Source organism: Pantoea sp. M_9 (assembly GCF_008631385.1).
In the GTDB taxonomy this organism is placed as follows: Bacteria; Pseudomonadota; Gammaproteobacteria; order Enterobacterales; family Enterobacteriaceae; genus Pantoea; species Pantoea eucrina.
In genome coordinates this window covers 1-16392 of the sequence record NZ_VWUF01000004.1, presented here as the reverse complement: position 1 = coordinate 16392, position 16392 = coordinate 1, and the positions used below count along the sequence as shown (strand labels likewise).

Sequence of the window (16392 nt, the reverse complement as noted above, 5' to 3'; positions counted from 1 at the left end):
TCCTGCCGGGAACTCAGGTTCCCGGCAGCGTATGGAAGCCTCTATAAGCGCGGTGCTGACCACGCTTATAAAGGTTCCCTTACGGGCCCGGCGCCGGTAGCGCACAGGTTCGTATCGCTGAACTCACTACGGCAAGCCGTGAAAGCGGCAACAAATGAAACCTCATAAAAAGCAGCTTAATGCTTAAGGGATCACAATGCAGAACAGCGCGATGAAACCCTGGCTGGACTCCTCCTGGCTGGCCGGCGCGAACCAGTCTTACATAGAGCAACTCTATGAGGATTTCCTGACCGATCCTGACTCTGTTGATGAAGTGTGGCGCGACCTGTTCCAGCAGTTGCCAGGTACCGGCGTAAAACCAGAGCAGTTTCACTCCACGACGCGTGACTATTTCCGCCGCCTGGCGAAGGATGCCACCCGCTACACCTCTACCGTTACCGATCCGGCCGCTAACTCCAAACAGGTTAAAGTCCTGCAGCTGATTAACGCGTTCCGTTTCCGCGGCCATCAGCACGCTAATCTTGATCCGCTTGGCCTGTGGAAACAGGATATCGTGGCCGATCTCGACCCGGCCTTTCACGATCTGACCGACGCCGATTTTCAGGAAAGCTTCAACGTAGGCTCATTTGCGATTGGCAAAGAGACGATGAAGCTGGCCGATCTCTACGCCGCCCTGCAGCAGACCTACTGCGGATCGATTGGCGCAGAGTATATGCACATTAACAACACTGAAGAGAAGCGCTGGATCCAGCAGCGTCTTGAATCAGTGGCTGGACAGGCTTCATTCAGCGCGGAAGAGAAAAAAGGCTTCCTGAAAGAGCTGACCGCAGCCGAAGGTCTGGAAAAATATCTTGGAGCGAAATTCCCCGGCGCTAAACGCTTCTCACTGGAAGGTGGCGATGCGCTGGTGCCTATGCTGCGCGAAATGATTCGCCACGCCGGGAAAAGCGGTACGCGCGAAGTGGTGCTGGGTATGGCGCACCGCGGACGTCTGAACGTGCTGATTAACGTACTGGGCAAAAAGCCGCAGGATCTGTTTGATGAGTTCGCCGGCAAGCACAAAGAGCATCTGGGTACCGGTGATGTGAAATACCACATGGGCTTCTCTTCCGATGTAGAAACGGAAGGGGGCCTGGTGCATCTGGCACTGGCGTTTAACCCGTCGCATCTGGAGATTGTCAGCCCGGTTGTCATGGGCTCCGTACGCGCCCGCCTCGATCGTCTCTCTGAGCCGGGCAGCAACAAAGTTCTGCCTATCACCATTCACGGTGACGCAGCGGTAATTGGTCAGGGTGTGGTGCAGGAAACCCTGAACATGTCGCAGGCGCGTGGTTATGAGGTTGGCGGTACGGTGCGTATCGTGATCAATAACCAGGTTGGCTTTACCACGTCAAATCCAAGAGATGCGCGCTCCACGCCTTACTGTACCGATATCGGTAAGATGGTGCTGGCGCCTATTTTCCACGTGAACGCGGACGATCCGGAAGCCGTTGCTTTTGTTACCCGTCTGGCGCTCGACTACCGCAACACCTTTAAGCGCGATGTCTTTATCGATCTGGTCTGCTATCGCCGCCATGGCCATAACGAAGCGGATGAGCCAAGTGCAACGCAGCCGCTGATGTATCAGAAGATTAAAAAGCATCCAACGCCGCGTAAACTGTATGCCGACCGGCTGCAGAGCCAGGGCGTAGCCTCGCAGGAAGATGCCACTGAACTGGTTAACCTCTATCGCGATGCGCTGGATGCCGGTGAGTGCGTGGTGCCGGAATGGCGCCCGATGAGCCTGCACTCGTTTACCTGGTCGCCTTATCTCAACCACGAGTGGGATGAGAGCTACCCGGAAACGGTTGAGCTGAAACGCCTGCAGGAGCTGGCGCGTCGTATCAGCACGGTACCGGAAGCGGTTGACGTGCAGTCGCGCGTGGCCAAAATTTACAACGACCGCAAAGAGATGGCGGAAGGCAACAAGCCGTTTGACTGGGGCGGGGCAGAGAATCTGGCCTACGCCACGCTGGTAGATGAGGGCATTCCGGTGCGTCTCTCTGGCGAAGATTCCGGACGCGGCACCTTCTTCCACCGCCATGCGGTGATCCACAACCAGCTGAATGGCTCTACCTATACGCCGCTGCACCATATTCATAATGGTCAGGGAGAGTTCAAAGTCTGGGACTCCGTGCTGTCGGAAGAGGCGGTACTGGCGTTTGAATATGGCTACGCCACCGCAGAGCCGCGCGTGCTGACCATCTGGGAAGCGCAGTTTGGTGACTTCGCCAACGGCGCACAGGTTGTTATCGATCAGTTCATCAGCTCGGGCGAGCAGAAGTGGGGCCGTATGTGTGGCCTGGTAATGCTGCTGCCGCACGGTTATGAAGGTCAGGGTCCGGAGCACTCCTCAGCGCGCCTGGAGCGTTATCTGCAGCTCTGCGCTGAGCAGAATATGCAGGTTTGCGTGCCATCTACTCCGGCTCAGGTTTACCACATGCTGCGTCGTCAGGCGCTGCGCGGTATGCGCCGTCCGCTGATTGTGATGTCGCCGAAGTCGCTGCTGCGTCATCCGCTGGCGATCTCCAGCCTGGACGATCTGGCAAACGGCAGCTTCCAGCCGGCGATTGGCGAGATCGATGCGCTCGATCCGCAGCAGGTTAAACGCGTGGTGCTCTGCTCAGGCAAGGTCTATTACGATCTGCTGGAGCAGCGCCGCAAACACGAGCAGAGCGATGTTGCCATTGTGCGCATCGAGCAGCTCTATCCTTTCCCGCACAAAGCGGTTCAGGAAGCGTTAAAAGATTATGCCCATGTCCAGGATTTCGTCTGGTGTCAGGAAGAGCCGCTGAATCAGGGCGCATGGTATTGCAGTCAGCATCATTTCCGCGAAGTGGTTCCCTTTGGTGCGTCGCTGCGTTACGCAGGCCGTCCGGCATCTGCTTCACCGGCCGTGGGCTATATGTCCGTACATCAACAACAGCAGCAAGACCTGGTCAACGACGCGCTGAACCTTGGTTAATAAAAAGGAAAGAAAATGAGTAGCGTAGAAATTCTCGTTCCCGATTTACCTGAATCCGTAGCGGACGCAACGGTTGCAACCTGGCACAAAAAACCGGGCGATGCAGTCAGCCGTGATGAAGTGCTGGTCGAAATTGAAACCGACAAAGTGGTGCTGGAAGTTCCTGCTGCTGCTGATGGTATTCTGGAAGCCGTGCTGGAAGAAGAGGGTGCTACCGTCACCTCGCGCCAGCTGCTTGGTCGCCTGAAAGAGGGCAACAGCGGCGGGAAAGAGACCTCAGCGAAAGTTGAGAGCAATGAATCTGCACCGGCACAGCGCCAGTCCGCGTCTCTTGAAGAAGAGAGCAGCGATGCACTGAGTCCTGCTGTTCGCCGTCTGATTGCGGAAAACAATCTCGATGCCAGCCAGATCAAAGGCACCGGCGTGGGTGGCCGACTGACGCGCGAAGACATTGAAAAGCACCTGGCGAAAAAGCCAGAGGCGAAAGCGGCGCCGGCTGCTGAAGCGGCAGCTCCGGCTCCGGTTGCTAACCGCAGCGAGAAGCGCGTGCCGATGACCCGCCTGCGCAAACGCGTGGCTGAGCGTCTGCTGGAAGCGAAAAACAGCACCGCCATGCTGACCACGTTCAACGAAATCAACATGAAGCCCATCATGGACCTGCGCAAGCAGTATGGTGAGGCGTTTGAAAAACGCCACGGTGTGCGTCTGGGCTTTATGTCCTTCTACATCAAAGCGGTCGTTGAAGCCCTGAAGCGCTTCCCGGAAGTGAACGCCTCTATCGATGGCGAAGATGTGGTGTACCACAACTACTTCGATGTCAGCATCGCCGTTTCTACCCCACGCGGTCTGGTCACGCCAGTGCTGAAAGATGTGGATGCGCTGAGCATGGCGGATATCGAGAAGAAAATTAAAGAGCTGGCGGTGAAAGGCCGTGATGGCAAGCTGACAGTTGAAGAGCTGACCGGCGGTAACTTCACCATCACCAACGGCGGCGTATTTGGTTCGCTGATGTCAACGCCAATCATCAACCCGCCGCAGAGCGCCATTCTGGGCATGCACGCCATTAAAGATCGTCCGATGGCGGTCAATGGTCAGGTTGTGATCCTGCCGATGATGTATCTGGCGCTCTCTTACGATCACCGTCTGATCGATGGCCGTGAATCGGTAGGCTATCTGGTCGCAGTGAAAGAGATGCTGGAAGATCCGGCTCGTCTGCTGCTGGATGTCTGATTTTCGCCGGGCGCGCAGCGATGCGCGCCCACATTTAAATGTTTCAGATCTGAATGGATAGAACATCATGAACTTACACGAATACCAGGCGAAGCAGCTGTTTGCACGGTATGGTATGCCAGCACCGACTGGTTATGCCTGCACCACGCCACGTGAAGCCGAAGAAGCCGCCTCAAAAATTGGCGCAGGCCCGTGGGTAGTGAAATGTCAGGTTCATGCCGGTGGCCGTGGTAAAGCGGGCGGCGTGAAGGTAGTGAAAAGTAAAGAAGAGATCCGTGCATTTGCTGAGCACTGGCTGGGTAAACGCCTGGTGACCTATCAGACAGATGCGCTGGGTCAGCCGGTTAACCAGATTCTGGTTGAAGCAGCAACGGATATCGATCAGGAACTCTATCTGGGTGCGGTCGTCGATCGCGCCACGCGCCGCGTGATCTTCATGGCATCAACCGAAGGCGGTGTGGAAATTGAAAAAGTAGCGGAAGAGACCCCGCACCTGATCCACAAAATGGCGCTCGACCCGTTAGCGGGACCGCAGCCATACCAGGGCCGCGAACTGGCGTTCAAACTGGGTCTGACCGGTAAGCAGGTCAGCCAGTTCACCAAAATCTTTATGGGTCTGGCTACCATGTTCCTGGAGCGCGATCTGGCGATGGTTGAGATCAACCCGCTGGTGATCACCAAACAGGGTGACCTGATCTGCCTGGATGGCAAGCTGGGCGCAGACGGCAACGCGCTGTTCCGCCAGCCTGAACTGCGCGAAATGCGCGATCCAAGCCAGGAAGATCCACGCGAAGCGCACGCAACGCAGTGGGAGCTGAACTATGTCGCGCTGGAAGGCAACATTGGCTGTATGGTCAACGGCGCGGGTCTGGCGATGGGCACAATGGATATCGTGAAGCATCACGGTGGCCAGCCTGCAAACTTCCTTGATGTCGGCGGCGGCGCAACCAAAGAGCGCGTAACCGAAGCCTTCAAAATCATCCTCTCTGACGACGCGGTAAAAGCGGTATTCGTTAACATCTTCGGCGGTATTGTCCGTTGCGATCTGATCGCTGACGGCATCATCGGCGCGGTGGCAGAAGTGGGTGTCAACGTGCCGGTAGTGGTACGTCTGGAAGGTAACAACGCTGAGCTGGGCGCTAAGAAACTGGCGGACAGCGGTCTGAACATCATTGCAGCAACCAGCCTGACAGACGCGGCACAGCGCGTTGTTGCTGCAGCGGAGGGTAAATAATGTCCATTCTGATCGACAAGAACACCAAAGTCATCTGCCAGGGTTTCACCGGTGGACAGGGGACTTTTCACTCTGAGCAGGCGCTGGCTTATGGCACGCAGCTGGTTGGCGGCGTAACGCCAGGCAAAGGCGGCACTACCCATCTGGGCCTGCCGGTGTTCAATACCGTGCGTGAAGCGGTAGAAGCGACCGGCGCAACGGCAACGGTTATCTACGTTCCGGCTCCGTTCTGCAAAGACGGTATCCTGGAAGCGATCGACGCGGGCATCAAGCTGATCATCACCATCACTGAAGGTATCCCGACGCTGGATATGCTGACTGTGAAAATGAAGCTGGATGAAGCAGGCGTGCGCATGATTGGCCCTAACTGCCCTGGCGTGATCACCCCAGGCGAATGCAAAATCGGCATTATGCCAGGCCACATTCATCAGCCGGGCCGCGTGGGCATCGTATCACGTTCTGGTACCCTGACTTATGAAGCGGTTAAGCAGACCACAGATATTGGCTATGGCCAGTCTACCTGTGTCGGTATCGGCGGCGACCCGATCCCGGGCTCTAACTTTATCGATATTCTGCAGATGTTCCAGGACGATCCGCAGACTGAAGCGATTGTGATGATCGGTGAAATCGGCGGCAGCGCGGAAGAAGAAGCGGCAGCCTTTATCAAAGAGCACGTTACCAAGCCGGTTGTCGGCTATATCGCAGGCGTAACGGCGCCGAAAGGCAAACGTATGGGCCATGCTGGCGCCATCATTGCCGGCGGTAAAGGCACGGCTGACGAGAAGTTTGCTGCGCTGGAAGCGGCAGGTGTGAAAACCGTCCGCAGCCTGGCCGATATCGGTGATGCGGTAAAAGCGGTTCTGCCTGCTAACTGATTGCGCTGACTGAATAAGCATAAGCCACCTGCGGGTGGCTTTTTTTATGCCTGCAGCGCAGCTGTTTTCATTTATTATCCGATGCGGCGGATTTTAAAGTTAATAACTCACAGAAAAGGTAATCGTAATTTTAATTAAACACGGCAGCTTTTGACATCGATTTAACAACTCTTTCAGACTACATATTCGTAAACTTTATATCTTAATCCAGATCAAATAATAGCGTGTTATAGCAAACTTTACTGCTGGCTAAAAACAACCCAGCCGGTATAAATTGCGCTGCATCAATTCATAGTTTTGTCACTGATAACAGTCGCCTGAGTCGTATGCCCCCGGATCAATATTGTGGCATCTGACGCTGACGCCTGCATGACAGAAATGTGAAGCGATATTTTCAGGGAATTATCACCACTATTACTCGCTCATTTCGGGCCGCAGATTGCGCTATCTGCGGATAATAAAACCGGAATTAATAATCGGCCGTTCCTGCACGCTGTTGCGCCGTTTACCGTCCGGCAATATAGCGGCATGCGAAGAGCAAGGAGTTCTTATGTTAGATGTTGTCGAGCTGTCGCGCTTACAGTTTGCCCTGACGGCGATGTACCACTTTCTGTTCGTACCATTAACGCTGGGTATGGCGTTTCTGCTGGCGATCATGGAAACCGTCTACGTGCTGTCGGGCAAACAGATTTATAAAGATATGACCAAATTCTGGGGCAAGTTGTTTGGCATCAACTTTGCGCTGGGCGTGGCCACCGGACTTACTATGGAGTTTCAGTTCGGCACTAACTGGTCCTATTACTCCCACTACGTCGGCGATATTTTCGGGGCGCCGCTGGCCATTGAAGGATTAATGGCGTTCTTTCTTGAATCCACCTTTGTCGGCCTGTTTTTCTTTGGCTGGGACCGGCTGGGCAAAGTTCAGCATCTGGCGGTCACCTGGCTGGTGGCCCTGGGATCCAACCTTTCTGCGCTCTGGATCCTGGTGGCGAATGGCTGGATGCAAAATCCCATCGCCGCAGCATTCAACGCTGAAACCATGCGTATGGAAATGCTGAGCTTTTCAGAGCTGGTGCTTAACCCGGTTGCACAGGTGAAATTTGTGCATACCGTGGCGGCGGGCTATACCGCTGGCGCTATGTTTGTGCTGGGGATAAGTGGCTGGTATCTGCTTAAAGGGCGCGATGTGGCGTTTGCCCGCCGCTCCTTTGCCATTGCGGCCAGTTTCGGCATGGCGGCGGTGCTCTCGGTGATTGTGCTCGGCGATGAGTCGGGCTACGAGATGGGGGATGTCCAGAAAACCAAACTGGCCGCAATTGAGGCGGAGTGGGAGACCCAGCCGGCACCCGCCGCCTTCACGCTATTTGGTATACCGAATCAGGAGACGCAGGATAACACATATGCGATTCAGATTCCGTATCTGCTTGGCCTTATCGCCACGCGCTCAGTGGATAAACCCGTGACCGGCCTGAAAGAACTGCAGGCGCAGCATGAGGTGCGGATCCGCAACGGCATCAAAGCGTATGGCCTGCTCAATGCGCTGCGCAATGGCAATCAGGACCCGGAAGTCCGCCGCGCGTTTGAAGCCAGCAAGCAGGATCTTGGCTACGGCCTGCTGCTTAAGCGCTACACCCCGACGGTCACCGATGCCAGCGAAGCGCAGATACAGCAGGCGGTGAAAGACGCCATTCCGCGCGTGGCACCGCTCTATTTTGCCTTCCGTATCATGGTGCTGTGCGGCGCGCTGTTGCTGGCGATTATCGCCCTCTCATTCTGGAGCGTAATCCGCGACCGGATTGGTCAGCAGCGCTGGCTGCTGAAAGCCGCACTGTATGGTATTCCGCTGCCGTGGATCGCTATCGAGGCGGGCTGGTTTGTTGCGGAGTACGGGCGTCAGCCGTGGGCAATTGGTGAAGTGTTACCCACCGCCGTAGCGAACTCTTCACTGACCGCGGGAGACGTGCTGTTTTCGATGACGCTGATTTGCGGACTCTACACGCTGTTTCTGGTGGCAGAGATGTATCTGATGTTCCGGTTTGCCCGCCTGGGGCCGGGCAGCCTGAAAACCGGCCGCTATCACAATGAATCAGTGCAGATCGCTACGCAGCCAGAGCGCGGCTAAAGGAGAGCAACCATGTTTGACTACGAAGTGTTACGTTTTGTCTGGTGGCTGCTGATTGGCATACTGCTAATCGGCTTTGCCGTGGCGGACGGCTTTGATATGGGCGTTGGGATGCTGACGCCCGTGCTCGGACGCAGCGACACCGAGCGCCGTATTATGATCAACACGATTGCACCGCACTGGGACGGCAATCAGGTCTGGCTGATCACGGCTGGCGGTGCGCTGTTTGCCGCCTGGCCCATGGTCTATGCCGCCGCCTTCTCTGGTTTCTATGTCGCCATGATTCTGGTGCTCGCCTCGCTCTTTTTTCGCCCGGTGGGTTTTGATTATCGCTCCAAAATCGAAGACAGGCGCTGGCGTGCCGTGTGGGACTGGGGCATCTTTGCCGGCAGTTTTGTCCCGCCGCTGGTGATAGGCGTCGCCTTTGGCAATCTGCTGCAGGGGGTGCCGTTTCATGCGGATAGCTATCTGCGTCTGTTCTATACCGGCAATTTCTTCCAGCTGCTCAATCCATTTGGCCTGCTGGTGGGAGTCATCAGCGTGGCGATGATCCTGACCCAGGGCGCCACCTACCTGCAGATGCGCACCTGCGGTGAGCTGCATTTACGCGCGCGCAGCGCGGCGCAGGCGGGGGCGCTGGTGATGCTTATCGCCTTTGTGCTGGCGGGCTTGTGGGTAAAATATGGCCTTGACGGCTATGTGGTGAAAAGCGTTATCGATCACCACGCAGCCTCTAATCCGCTGGGCAAAGAGGTGGTGCGCGAGGCGGGCGCCTGGCTGCGTAATTTTGAGCAGATGCCGCTGCTGTGGGCGTTTCCGCTGCTGGGCGCTGTTCTGCCGCTGCTTACACTACTCTGCTCGCGCGGTGAGCGGGGCGCCCGGGCATTCATCTTCTCTTCCCTGACGCTGGCCTGCGTCATCATGACCGCCGGTATCGCGCTGTTCCCGTTCATCATGCCCTCCAGCTCCGTGCCGGGCAGCAGCCTGACCCTCTGGGATGCCACCTCCAGCCTGCTGACGCTGAAGATTATGACCATCGCCGCACTCATCTTTGTGCCGATCATTCTGGCCTACACCAGCTGGTGCTACTACAAAATGTTCGGTCGCATTACCAAAGATGATATTAAACGCAACACGCACTCTCTCTACTGATTAAGGAGCTTTTGCATGTGGTATTTTGCCTGGATCCTCGGCACGCTGCTGGCCTGCGCATTAGGTGTGATCACCGCCCTGGCGCTGGAGCAGAGGGACGCAAGCCGTGCAGAGGATGATAACGCCTGAACGGTCAGCGTGCTGGCCGCTAGCATGCGGTAACAGAGGGGTCCGGACGGGCCCTTTTTTATGCCTGTAAACGGCAAAAATGCCTGACTGCAGACAAGGATTTTTGTCAGCATCAGGTCAGGAAATGTTGAGTAATTCCTTCTGGTTGTTACCGTCAGATAATTATTTTCTTCTGGCTCTGGCGGACCATTCCCAAGCGGATCGCTCTTGCGTATAGTAGCAACGTTTAAAAATGAGACCGGGATGTAGAGTGAGTACAACGCTGTTTCGCTGGCCGGTGCGGGTCTACTATGAAGATACCGATGCCGGAGGTGTGGTTTACCACGCCAGCTATCTTGCTTTTTATGAACGAGCACGTACCGAAATGCTGCGTCAGCGCCATTTCAATCAACACGTCCTGTTAGAAGAGCAGGTCGCATTTGTGGTACGGCGCATGACGGTGGAGTTCATCGCCGCGGCTCGCCTTGACGACCTTCTGGAGATACAGACCGAAGTGACCTCAATGACCCGCGCAACCATGACCTTTACCCAGCGTATCGTCAATGCTGAAGGCAGGGTGCTCAACGAGGCGGATGTCCTGATCGCCTGCATTAACCCACACCTGATGAAGCCGATTGCGCTTCCCAAGTCTATTGTCGCGGAGTTCAAGCAGTGACTGACATGAATGTTCTTGATTTGTTCCTGAAGGCGAGCCTTCTGGTCAAACTTATCATGTTGATTTTGATCGGCTTTTCTATTGCCTCCTGGGCAATCATCATCCAGCGTACGCGCATTCTGAATGCGGCAGGACGCGAAGCGGACGCCTTTGAAGATAAGTTCTGGTCCGGTATCGAACTCTCGCGTCTCTATCAGGAGAGCCAGGGGCGTCGTGATGAGCTGGGCGGTTCGGAACAAATTTTCTACGCTGGCTTTAAAGAGTTTGCCCGCCTGCATCGCGTAAACAGCCATGCGCCGGAAGCGGTGGTTGAGGGCGCCAGCCGCGCCATGCGTATCTCTATGAATCGCGAGCTGGAAGCGCTGGAGACCCATATTCCTTTCCTCGGCACCGTGGGTTCTATCAGCCCTTATATCGGTCTGTTTGGTACCGTATGGGGGATCATGCACGCTTTCATCGCGCTGGGCGCAGTCAAGCAGGCCACGCTGCAGATGGTGGCACCGGGTATCGCAGAAGCGCTGATCGCCACTGCAATCGGCCTGTTTGCCGCGATCCCGGCGGTCATGGCCTATAACCGTCTGAACCAGCGCGTCAACAAGCTGGAGCAGGGTTACGATAACTTTATGGAAGAGTTCACGGCTATCCTGCATCGTCAGGCTTTCTCTAGCGACAATACGAAGTAAGTCGAGGTTTACGATGGCCAGAACCCGTGGTCGCGGACGCCGCGATCTTAAGTCGGAAATCAACATTGTTCCGCTGCTCGATGTGCTGCTGGTGCTGCTGCTTATCTTTATGGCAACCGCGCCAATCATTACGCAGAGCGTGGAAGTTGATCTGCCGGACGCCACTGACTCCAAAACGGTCGCCAGCGATGATAATCCGCCGGTGATTGTTGAAGTAGCTGGTGTAGGACAATACAGCCTGGTGGTGGATCACGATCGTATGACCCAGCTGCCGCCTGAGCAGGTTGTGAGTGAAGCGCAGCGTCGTATTGAGGCCAATCCTAAAACTGTGTTTCTGATTGGCGGGGCCAAAGATGTGCCTTACGACGAAATCATTAAAGCGCTGAACCTGCTTCATCAGGCTGGCGTCAAATCAGTCGGTCTGATGACGCAGCCGATTTAACGCGACTTGTTTTTGGGAACCGAGAGTGTCGAAGGCAACCGAACAGAACCAGAAGTTGAAACGCGCAATTATCGTTTCGGTGGCGCTGCACATCGTGCTGATCGCGCTGCTGATCTGGAGCTCGTTAAACGAACATATTGAAGCGAGCGGCGGCGGCGGCGGTAGCGATATTGATGCCGTCATGGTCGATCCCGGGGCTGTGGTTGAACAATATAATCGTCAGCAAAATCAGCAGAGCGACAGCCAGCGCGCAGAACAGCAGCGGAAAAAGCAGGCGCAGCAGCAGGCGGAAGAGCTACAGCAGAAGCAGGCCGCCGAACAGCAGCGTCTGAAAGCGCTGGAAAAAGAGCGGCTGCAGGCGCAGCAGGAAGCGAAAGAACAGGCTAAACAGCAGGCTGAGCAGCAGAAAGCGGCCGAAGCAGCTGCAAAGCAGGCTCAGGAGCAGCAAAAAGCGGCTGAAGCGGCTGCCGCACAGGCGAAAGCAGATGCGAAAGCAGAAGCAGACGCGCGCGCTAAAGCAGCAGCAGAAGCGAAAGCAACCGCAGCGGCTGAAGCGAAGCAGGCTGCTGCCGAGGCGAAGAAACAGGCGGAAGAGCAGGCGAAAGCAGCGGCAGCGGATGCTGCAAAAGAGAAAGCAGCAGAGCAGGCGAAAGCGGCAGCTGAAGCGAAAGCCAAAGCGCAGGCGGAAGCGAAAGCGCAGGCAGCGGCCGATGCCAAAGCTAAAGCAGCGGCAGAGGCGAAAGCCAAAGCTGCGCAGGAAGCCAAAGAGAAAGCAGCAGAGGCGGCAAAGGAAAAAGCTGCGGAAGCCGCTAAAGAGAAAGCAGCTGAAGCGGCTAAAGAGAAAGCGGCCGCTGAGGCGAAAGCGAAAGCAGACGCCGCTGCCAAAGCGAAAGCGGATGCAGCCGCTAAAGCAAAAGCAGATGCAGCGGCGAAAGCCAAAGCAGCCGCGGACGCGAAGAAAAAGGCGGCTGCTGAAGCCGCGCAGGGCGAAAGCGACGTTGACGATCTGCTGGGCGGCCTCTCCTCCGGTAAAAACGCGCCGAAGAGTGGTGCTGCAGCCGGCGGCGGTGGTGCAGCAGGGCAGGGCAATCAGAAGAAAGCGGGTGCATCGGGTGCTGAGGTCAATGCCTATCTGGGCCAGATCACCAGCGCCATTCAAAGCCGCTTCTATGATGCCGATCTCTATCGCGGTAAGAGCTGCGATTTACGTATTAAGCTGGCACCCGATGGGCTGCTGATTGATGTGAAATCGGAAGGGGGCGATCCGGCACTATGCCAGGCTGCCATTGCCGCCGCGAAGCAGGCGCGTATTCCTAAGCCACCTTCGCAGGCGGTATATGAAGTGTTTAAAAACGCACCAATGCGTTTCAGGCCGCAATAATGCAGTAACGTACGGCAGGTTGAACTAAGGTTAGCTTGCCGTATTCTATAAAATACTCGTGTTTTTTCAGGAACTGTGCGAATTATCGTGAACTCAGGTTCAGGTAAGGGAGATAAGATGAAGCAGGCACTTCGTGTAACCTTAGGTTTTTTTGTACTGCTGTGGGCCGCTATGTTGCACGCAGAAGTACGCATTGAAATTACGCAGGGCGTTAACACTGCCCGTCCGATTGGCGTAGTACCGTTTAAATGGGCCGGCCCTGGCGCGGCGCCAGAAGATGTCGGCGGCATTGTGGCAGCTGACGTGCGCAACAGTGGTAAATTCAATCCGCTGGATCGCTCACGTCTGCCGCAGCAGCCTGGCAGCGCGCAGGAAGTTCAGCCTGCCGCATGGAGCGCGCTGGGCATCGATGCCGTGGTCGTCGGTCAGGTCTCACCTAACGCCGATGGCAGCTATCAGGTCGCCTATCAGCTGGTCGACACCGGTGGGGCACCGGGCAGCGTACTGGCACAAAACTCCTTCAAAGTAACGAAACAGTGGCTGCGCTATGCGGCGCATACTGCCAGTGACGAAGTCTTTGAGAAGCTGACCGGCATTAAAGGCGCGTTCCGCACCCGTATCGCTTATGTTGTGCAGACCAACGGCGGCCAGTTCCCGTATGAGCTGCGCGTGTCTGACTACGATGGTTACAACCAGTTTGTGGTCCACCGTTCACCGCAGCCGCTGATGTCACCGGCCTGGTCACCTGACGGCAGCAAACTGGCCTACGTTACGTTTGAGAGTGGCAAATCAGCGCTGGTGATCCAGACGCTGGCAAATGGCGCTATTCGTCAGGTTGCCTCCTTCCCGCGTCACAACGGTGCACCATCGTTCTCACCGGATGGTTCTAAGCTGGCTTTCGCCCTCTCTAAAACGGGCAGCCTGAATCTCTATGTAATGGACCTGGGCTCAGGTCAGATCCGTCAGGTAACAGACGGCCGCTATAACAGCACTGAGCCAACCTGGTTCCCGGATAGCCAGACCCTGGCGTATACCTCGGATCAGGCGGGTGCACCGCAGATTTATAAAGTGGGTATTAACGGCGGCGCGCCACAGCGTATTACCTGGGAAGGCAAACAGAACCAGGATGCGGATGTGTCGACCGACGGTAAAACCATGGTGATGATCAGCAGCGCCGGTGGCGCGCAGCACGTCGCCAAACAGGATCTGGAAACGGGAGCCGTTCAGACGTTAACGGACACGTTCCTGGATGAAACGCCAAGTCTGGCACCAAACGGCACCATGGTTATCTACAGCTCTACTCAGGGGATGGGATCCGTGCTGCAGCTGGTTTCAACTGACGGGCGTTTCAAAGCGCGTCTTCCGGCAACTGATGGACAGGTAAAATCACCTGCCTGGTCGCCGTATCTGTGATGCATCGCTCCCTTGCCTCGCAGGCGGGGGAGTCAATGTATGGCAAACAAAATAATAGGATAAAGAAATGCAACTGAACAAAATGCTGAAGGGTTTAATGCTGGCTCTGCCAGTGATTGCAGTCGCTGCTTGTAGCTCACACAAAAACAACAACAACGATCAGTCCGGTATGGGTGCTGATGGTGCGTATGGTGCGGGCTCTGGCGCTGGCATGAACGGCGGCAACATGTCTTCTGACGAGCAGGCGCGTCTGCAGATGCAGCAGCTGCAGCAGAACAACATCGTTTACTTCGGTCTGGACAAGTATGACGTGCAGTCTGACTATGCTCAGATGCTGGATCAGCACGCAGCTTTCCTGCGCGGCAACCCGTCTTACAAAGTGACTATCGAAGGTCATGCGGATGAGCGCGGCACGCCAGAGTACAACATCGCCCTGGGCGAGCGTCGTGCTAACGCAGTGAAAATGTATCTGCAGGGCAAAGGCGTCTCTGCCGATCAGATGTCTATCGTATCTTACGGTAAAGAGAAACCAGCCGTACTGGGCCATGACGAATCAGCGTACGCTAAAAACCGTCGTGCCGTACTGGTTTACTAAGAGAATCATATGATTAGTAACTTCAGACTATCCCTTGCGGGTCTGTCGTTACTGGTTGGCGTAGCGGCCCCCTGGGCCGCTAATGCCCAGGCGTCAATCAGTAGCGTTGGCTCAGGCTCGGTCGAAGACCGTGTCACCACTCTTGAACGTATCTCCAATGCTCAGGCGCAGCTGCTGCAGCAGTTACAGCAGCAGATGAGCGATAATCAGAGCGACATCGATTCCCTGCGCGGGCAGATCCAGCAGAACAGCTATCAGCTTAACCAGGCGGTTGAGCGTCAGAAGCAGCTTTACCAGCAGCTCGACACGTTAAGCAGCAGCCAGTCCGCTGCACAGAGCGGCGGTAACGCTGATGCTGCCGGTGCCGCAGCGGGAAACGCTGATGCGGGTAGCAGTAATACGGCTGCCGCACCCGCACAAACCGGCGATGCAAATACCGATTACAACGCTGCCGTCGCGCTGATTCTGGAGAAGAAGCAGTACGATCAGGCTATCTCTGCGCTGCAGGCATGGGTGAAGAAGTATCCTGACTCTACCTATCAGCCAAATGCTAACTACTGGCTGGGGCAGCTGCATTACAACAAAGGCAAGAAGGATGATGCGGCTTACTATTTTGCCACGGTGGTGAAGAACTATCCCAAATCACCGAAAGCGGCGGAAGCGCTGTTTAAGGTTGGCGTGATCATGCAGGATAAAAAAGACACGGCAAAAGCCAAAGCGGTTTATCAGCAGGTGATCAAACAGTTCCCGGATAGTGAGTCAGCAAAGCAGGCGCAAAAGCGGCTGGCCGGATTGTAATTTGTACGAAAAAGACCAGATTTCGCCTGATTTCTGGTCTTGCCGCCTGAAAGGTAAGCAGTTGAGCCATTTGCGGGAAAATAAGGGTTGCGCCCTCCCGCTAAATCAGTAATATATGCCGCCGTTGCCGGGACATATGTAAATGCGTATCGGCGACGCTGAAGATGGGTCGTTAGCTCAGTTGGTAGAGCAGTTGACTTTTAATCAATTGGTCGCAGGTTCGAATCCTGCACGACCCACCATCTTAACCACAGGTTCAGGCGGGTTCTTCAGTTAGCTTCACAACCTTGATGGGTCGTTAGCTCAGTTGGTAGAGCAGTTGACTTTTAATCAATTGGTCGCAGGTTCGAATCCTGCACGACCCACCATCAAGTTTAAAGTTGTAAGCCGCTTCCACAGCGGGTCGTTAGCTCAGTTGGTAGAGCAGTTGACTTTTAATCAATTGGTCGCAGGTTCGAATCCTGCACGACCCACCAGATTCAGAAAAAAGCGCCTAATGGGCGCTTTTTTCGTTTTTCGCAGTACGGTAATGCATTGGCGGAATATGCCCATCTATCCGTAGGGGCGCCATTTATGGCGCCCTGGCCGCGTATAACCCCCTGATGGCCAATGAACGCGCCAGGGCCGCATTAATGCGGCCCCTACGGGTACGTTAATATGGTTACGGACGCGGTAATGC

The 16392-nt window shown here is 55.7% G+C and carries 14 protein-coding genes and 3 tRNA genes; all 17 read left to right on the top strand.

Features of this window, described 5'->3' with window-relative positions; translation table 11 throughout:
* Window positions 1–196: 196 nt before the first annotated feature.
* Window positions 197–3004, top strand: coding sequence for a 2-oxoglutarate dehydrogenase E1 component (gene sucA, locus F3I15_RS08690; protein WP_150017491.1), 2808 nt, complete (start codon window positions 197–199; stop codon window positions 3002–3004).
* A 15-nt stretch (window positions 3005–3019) separates the two neighbouring features.
* The gene (gene odhB, locus F3I15_RS08685; protein WP_039383234.1) at window positions 3020–4234 is read left to right on the top strand and encodes a 2-oxoglutarate dehydrogenase complex dihydrolipoyllysine-residue succinyltransferase; all 1215 of its coding nucleotides are present in this window, start codon (window positions 3020–3022) and stop codon (window positions 4232–4234) included.
* 67 nt (window positions 4235–4301) lie between these two features.
* Entirely contained in the window at window positions 4302–5468 is a 1167-nt protein-coding gene (gene sucC, locus F3I15_RS08680) for an ADP-forming succinate--CoA ligase subunit beta (RefSeq protein ID WP_039383235.1), read from the top strand.
* The gene (gene sucD, locus F3I15_RS08675) at window positions 5468–6343 is read left to right on the top strand and encodes a succinate--CoA ligase subunit alpha (RefSeq protein WP_039383236.1); all 876 of its coding nucleotides are present in this window, start codon (window positions 5468–5470) and stop codon (window positions 6341–6343) included. Before sucC ends, sucD begins: the two co-directional genes overlap by 1 nt.
* Before the next feature lie 550 nt (window positions 6344–6893).
* A complete protein-coding gene (gene cydA / locus F3I15_RS08670) occupies window positions 6894–8465 on the top strand; it encodes a cytochrome ubiquinol oxidase subunit I (protein WP_150017489.1) in 1572 nt (523 codons plus the stop codon).
* 12 nt (window positions 8466–8477) lie between these two features.
* The gene (gene cydB, locus F3I15_RS08665; RefSeq protein ID WP_150017487.1) at window positions 8478–9617 is read left to right on the top strand and encodes a cytochrome d ubiquinol oxidase subunit II; all 1140 of its coding nucleotides are present in this window, start codon (window positions 8478–8480) and stop codon (window positions 9615–9617) included.
* Between the two features lie 15 nt (window positions 9618–9632).
* The gene (gene cydX, locus F3I15_RS08660) at window positions 9633–9746 is read left to right on the top strand and encodes a cytochrome bd-I oxidase subunit CydX (RefSeq protein ID WP_150017485.1); all 114 of its coding nucleotides are present in this window, start codon (window positions 9633–9635) and stop codon (window positions 9744–9746) included.
* A gap of 250 nt (window positions 9747–9996) precedes the next feature.
* Window positions 9997–10401, top strand: a complete 405-nt coding sequence (ybgC, locus tag F3I15_RS08655) for a tol-pal system-associated acyl-CoA thioesterase (RefSeq protein WP_039383240.1) — start codon at window positions 9997–9999, stop codon at window positions 10399–10401.
* Window positions 10398–11084, top strand: a complete 687-nt coding sequence (gene tolQ, locus F3I15_RS08650) for a Tol-Pal system protein TolQ (protein ID WP_039383242.1) — start codon at window positions 10398–10400, stop codon at window positions 11082–11084. Before ybgC ends, tolQ begins: the two co-directional genes overlap by 4 nt.
* A 13-nt stretch (window positions 11085–11097) precedes the next feature.
* Window positions 11098–11526 (top strand): colicin uptake protein TolR, encoded by a 429-nt coding sequence (gene tolR, locus F3I15_RS08645; RefSeq protein WP_039383244.1) that lies wholly within the window; start codon window positions 11098–11100, stop codon window positions 11524–11526.
* A 25-nt stretch (window positions 11527–11551) separates the two neighbouring features.
* On the top strand, window positions 11552–12907 hold the full coding sequence (gene tolA, locus F3I15_RS08640) for a cell envelope integrity protein TolA (RefSeq protein ID WP_150017483.1): 1356 nt from the start codon (window positions 11552–11554) through the stop codon (window positions 12905–12907).
* Between the two features lie 117 nt (window positions 12908–13024).
* A complete protein-coding gene (gene tolB / locus F3I15_RS08635) occupies window positions 13025–14320 on the top strand; it encodes a Tol-Pal system beta propeller repeat protein TolB (RefSeq protein WP_150017481.1) in 1296 nt (431 codons plus the stop codon).
* 67 nt (window positions 14321–14387) lie between these two features.
* Window positions 14388–14915 (top strand): peptidoglycan-associated lipoprotein Pal, encoded by a 528-nt coding sequence (gene pal, locus F3I15_RS08630; protein ID WP_039383250.1) that lies wholly within the window; start codon window positions 14388–14390, stop codon window positions 14913–14915.
* A 9-nt stretch (window positions 14916–14924) separates the two neighbouring features.
* Window positions 14925–15713, top strand: a complete 789-nt coding sequence (cpoB, locus tag F3I15_RS08625) for a cell division protein CpoB (RefSeq protein ID WP_071668993.1) — start codon at window positions 14925–14927, stop codon at window positions 15711–15713.
* Between the two features lie 166 nt (window positions 15714–15879).
* A tRNA-Lys gene (locus F3I15_RS08620) sits at window positions 15880–15955 on the top strand.
* 50 nt (window positions 15956–16005) lie between these two features.
* Window positions 16006–16081 (top strand) — tRNA-Lys (locus tag F3I15_RS08615).
* 32 nt (window positions 16082–16113) lie between these two features.
* Window positions 16114–16189 (top strand) — tRNA-Lys (locus tag F3I15_RS08610).
* The last annotated feature ends 203 nt before the right edge of the window (window positions 16190–16392 follow it).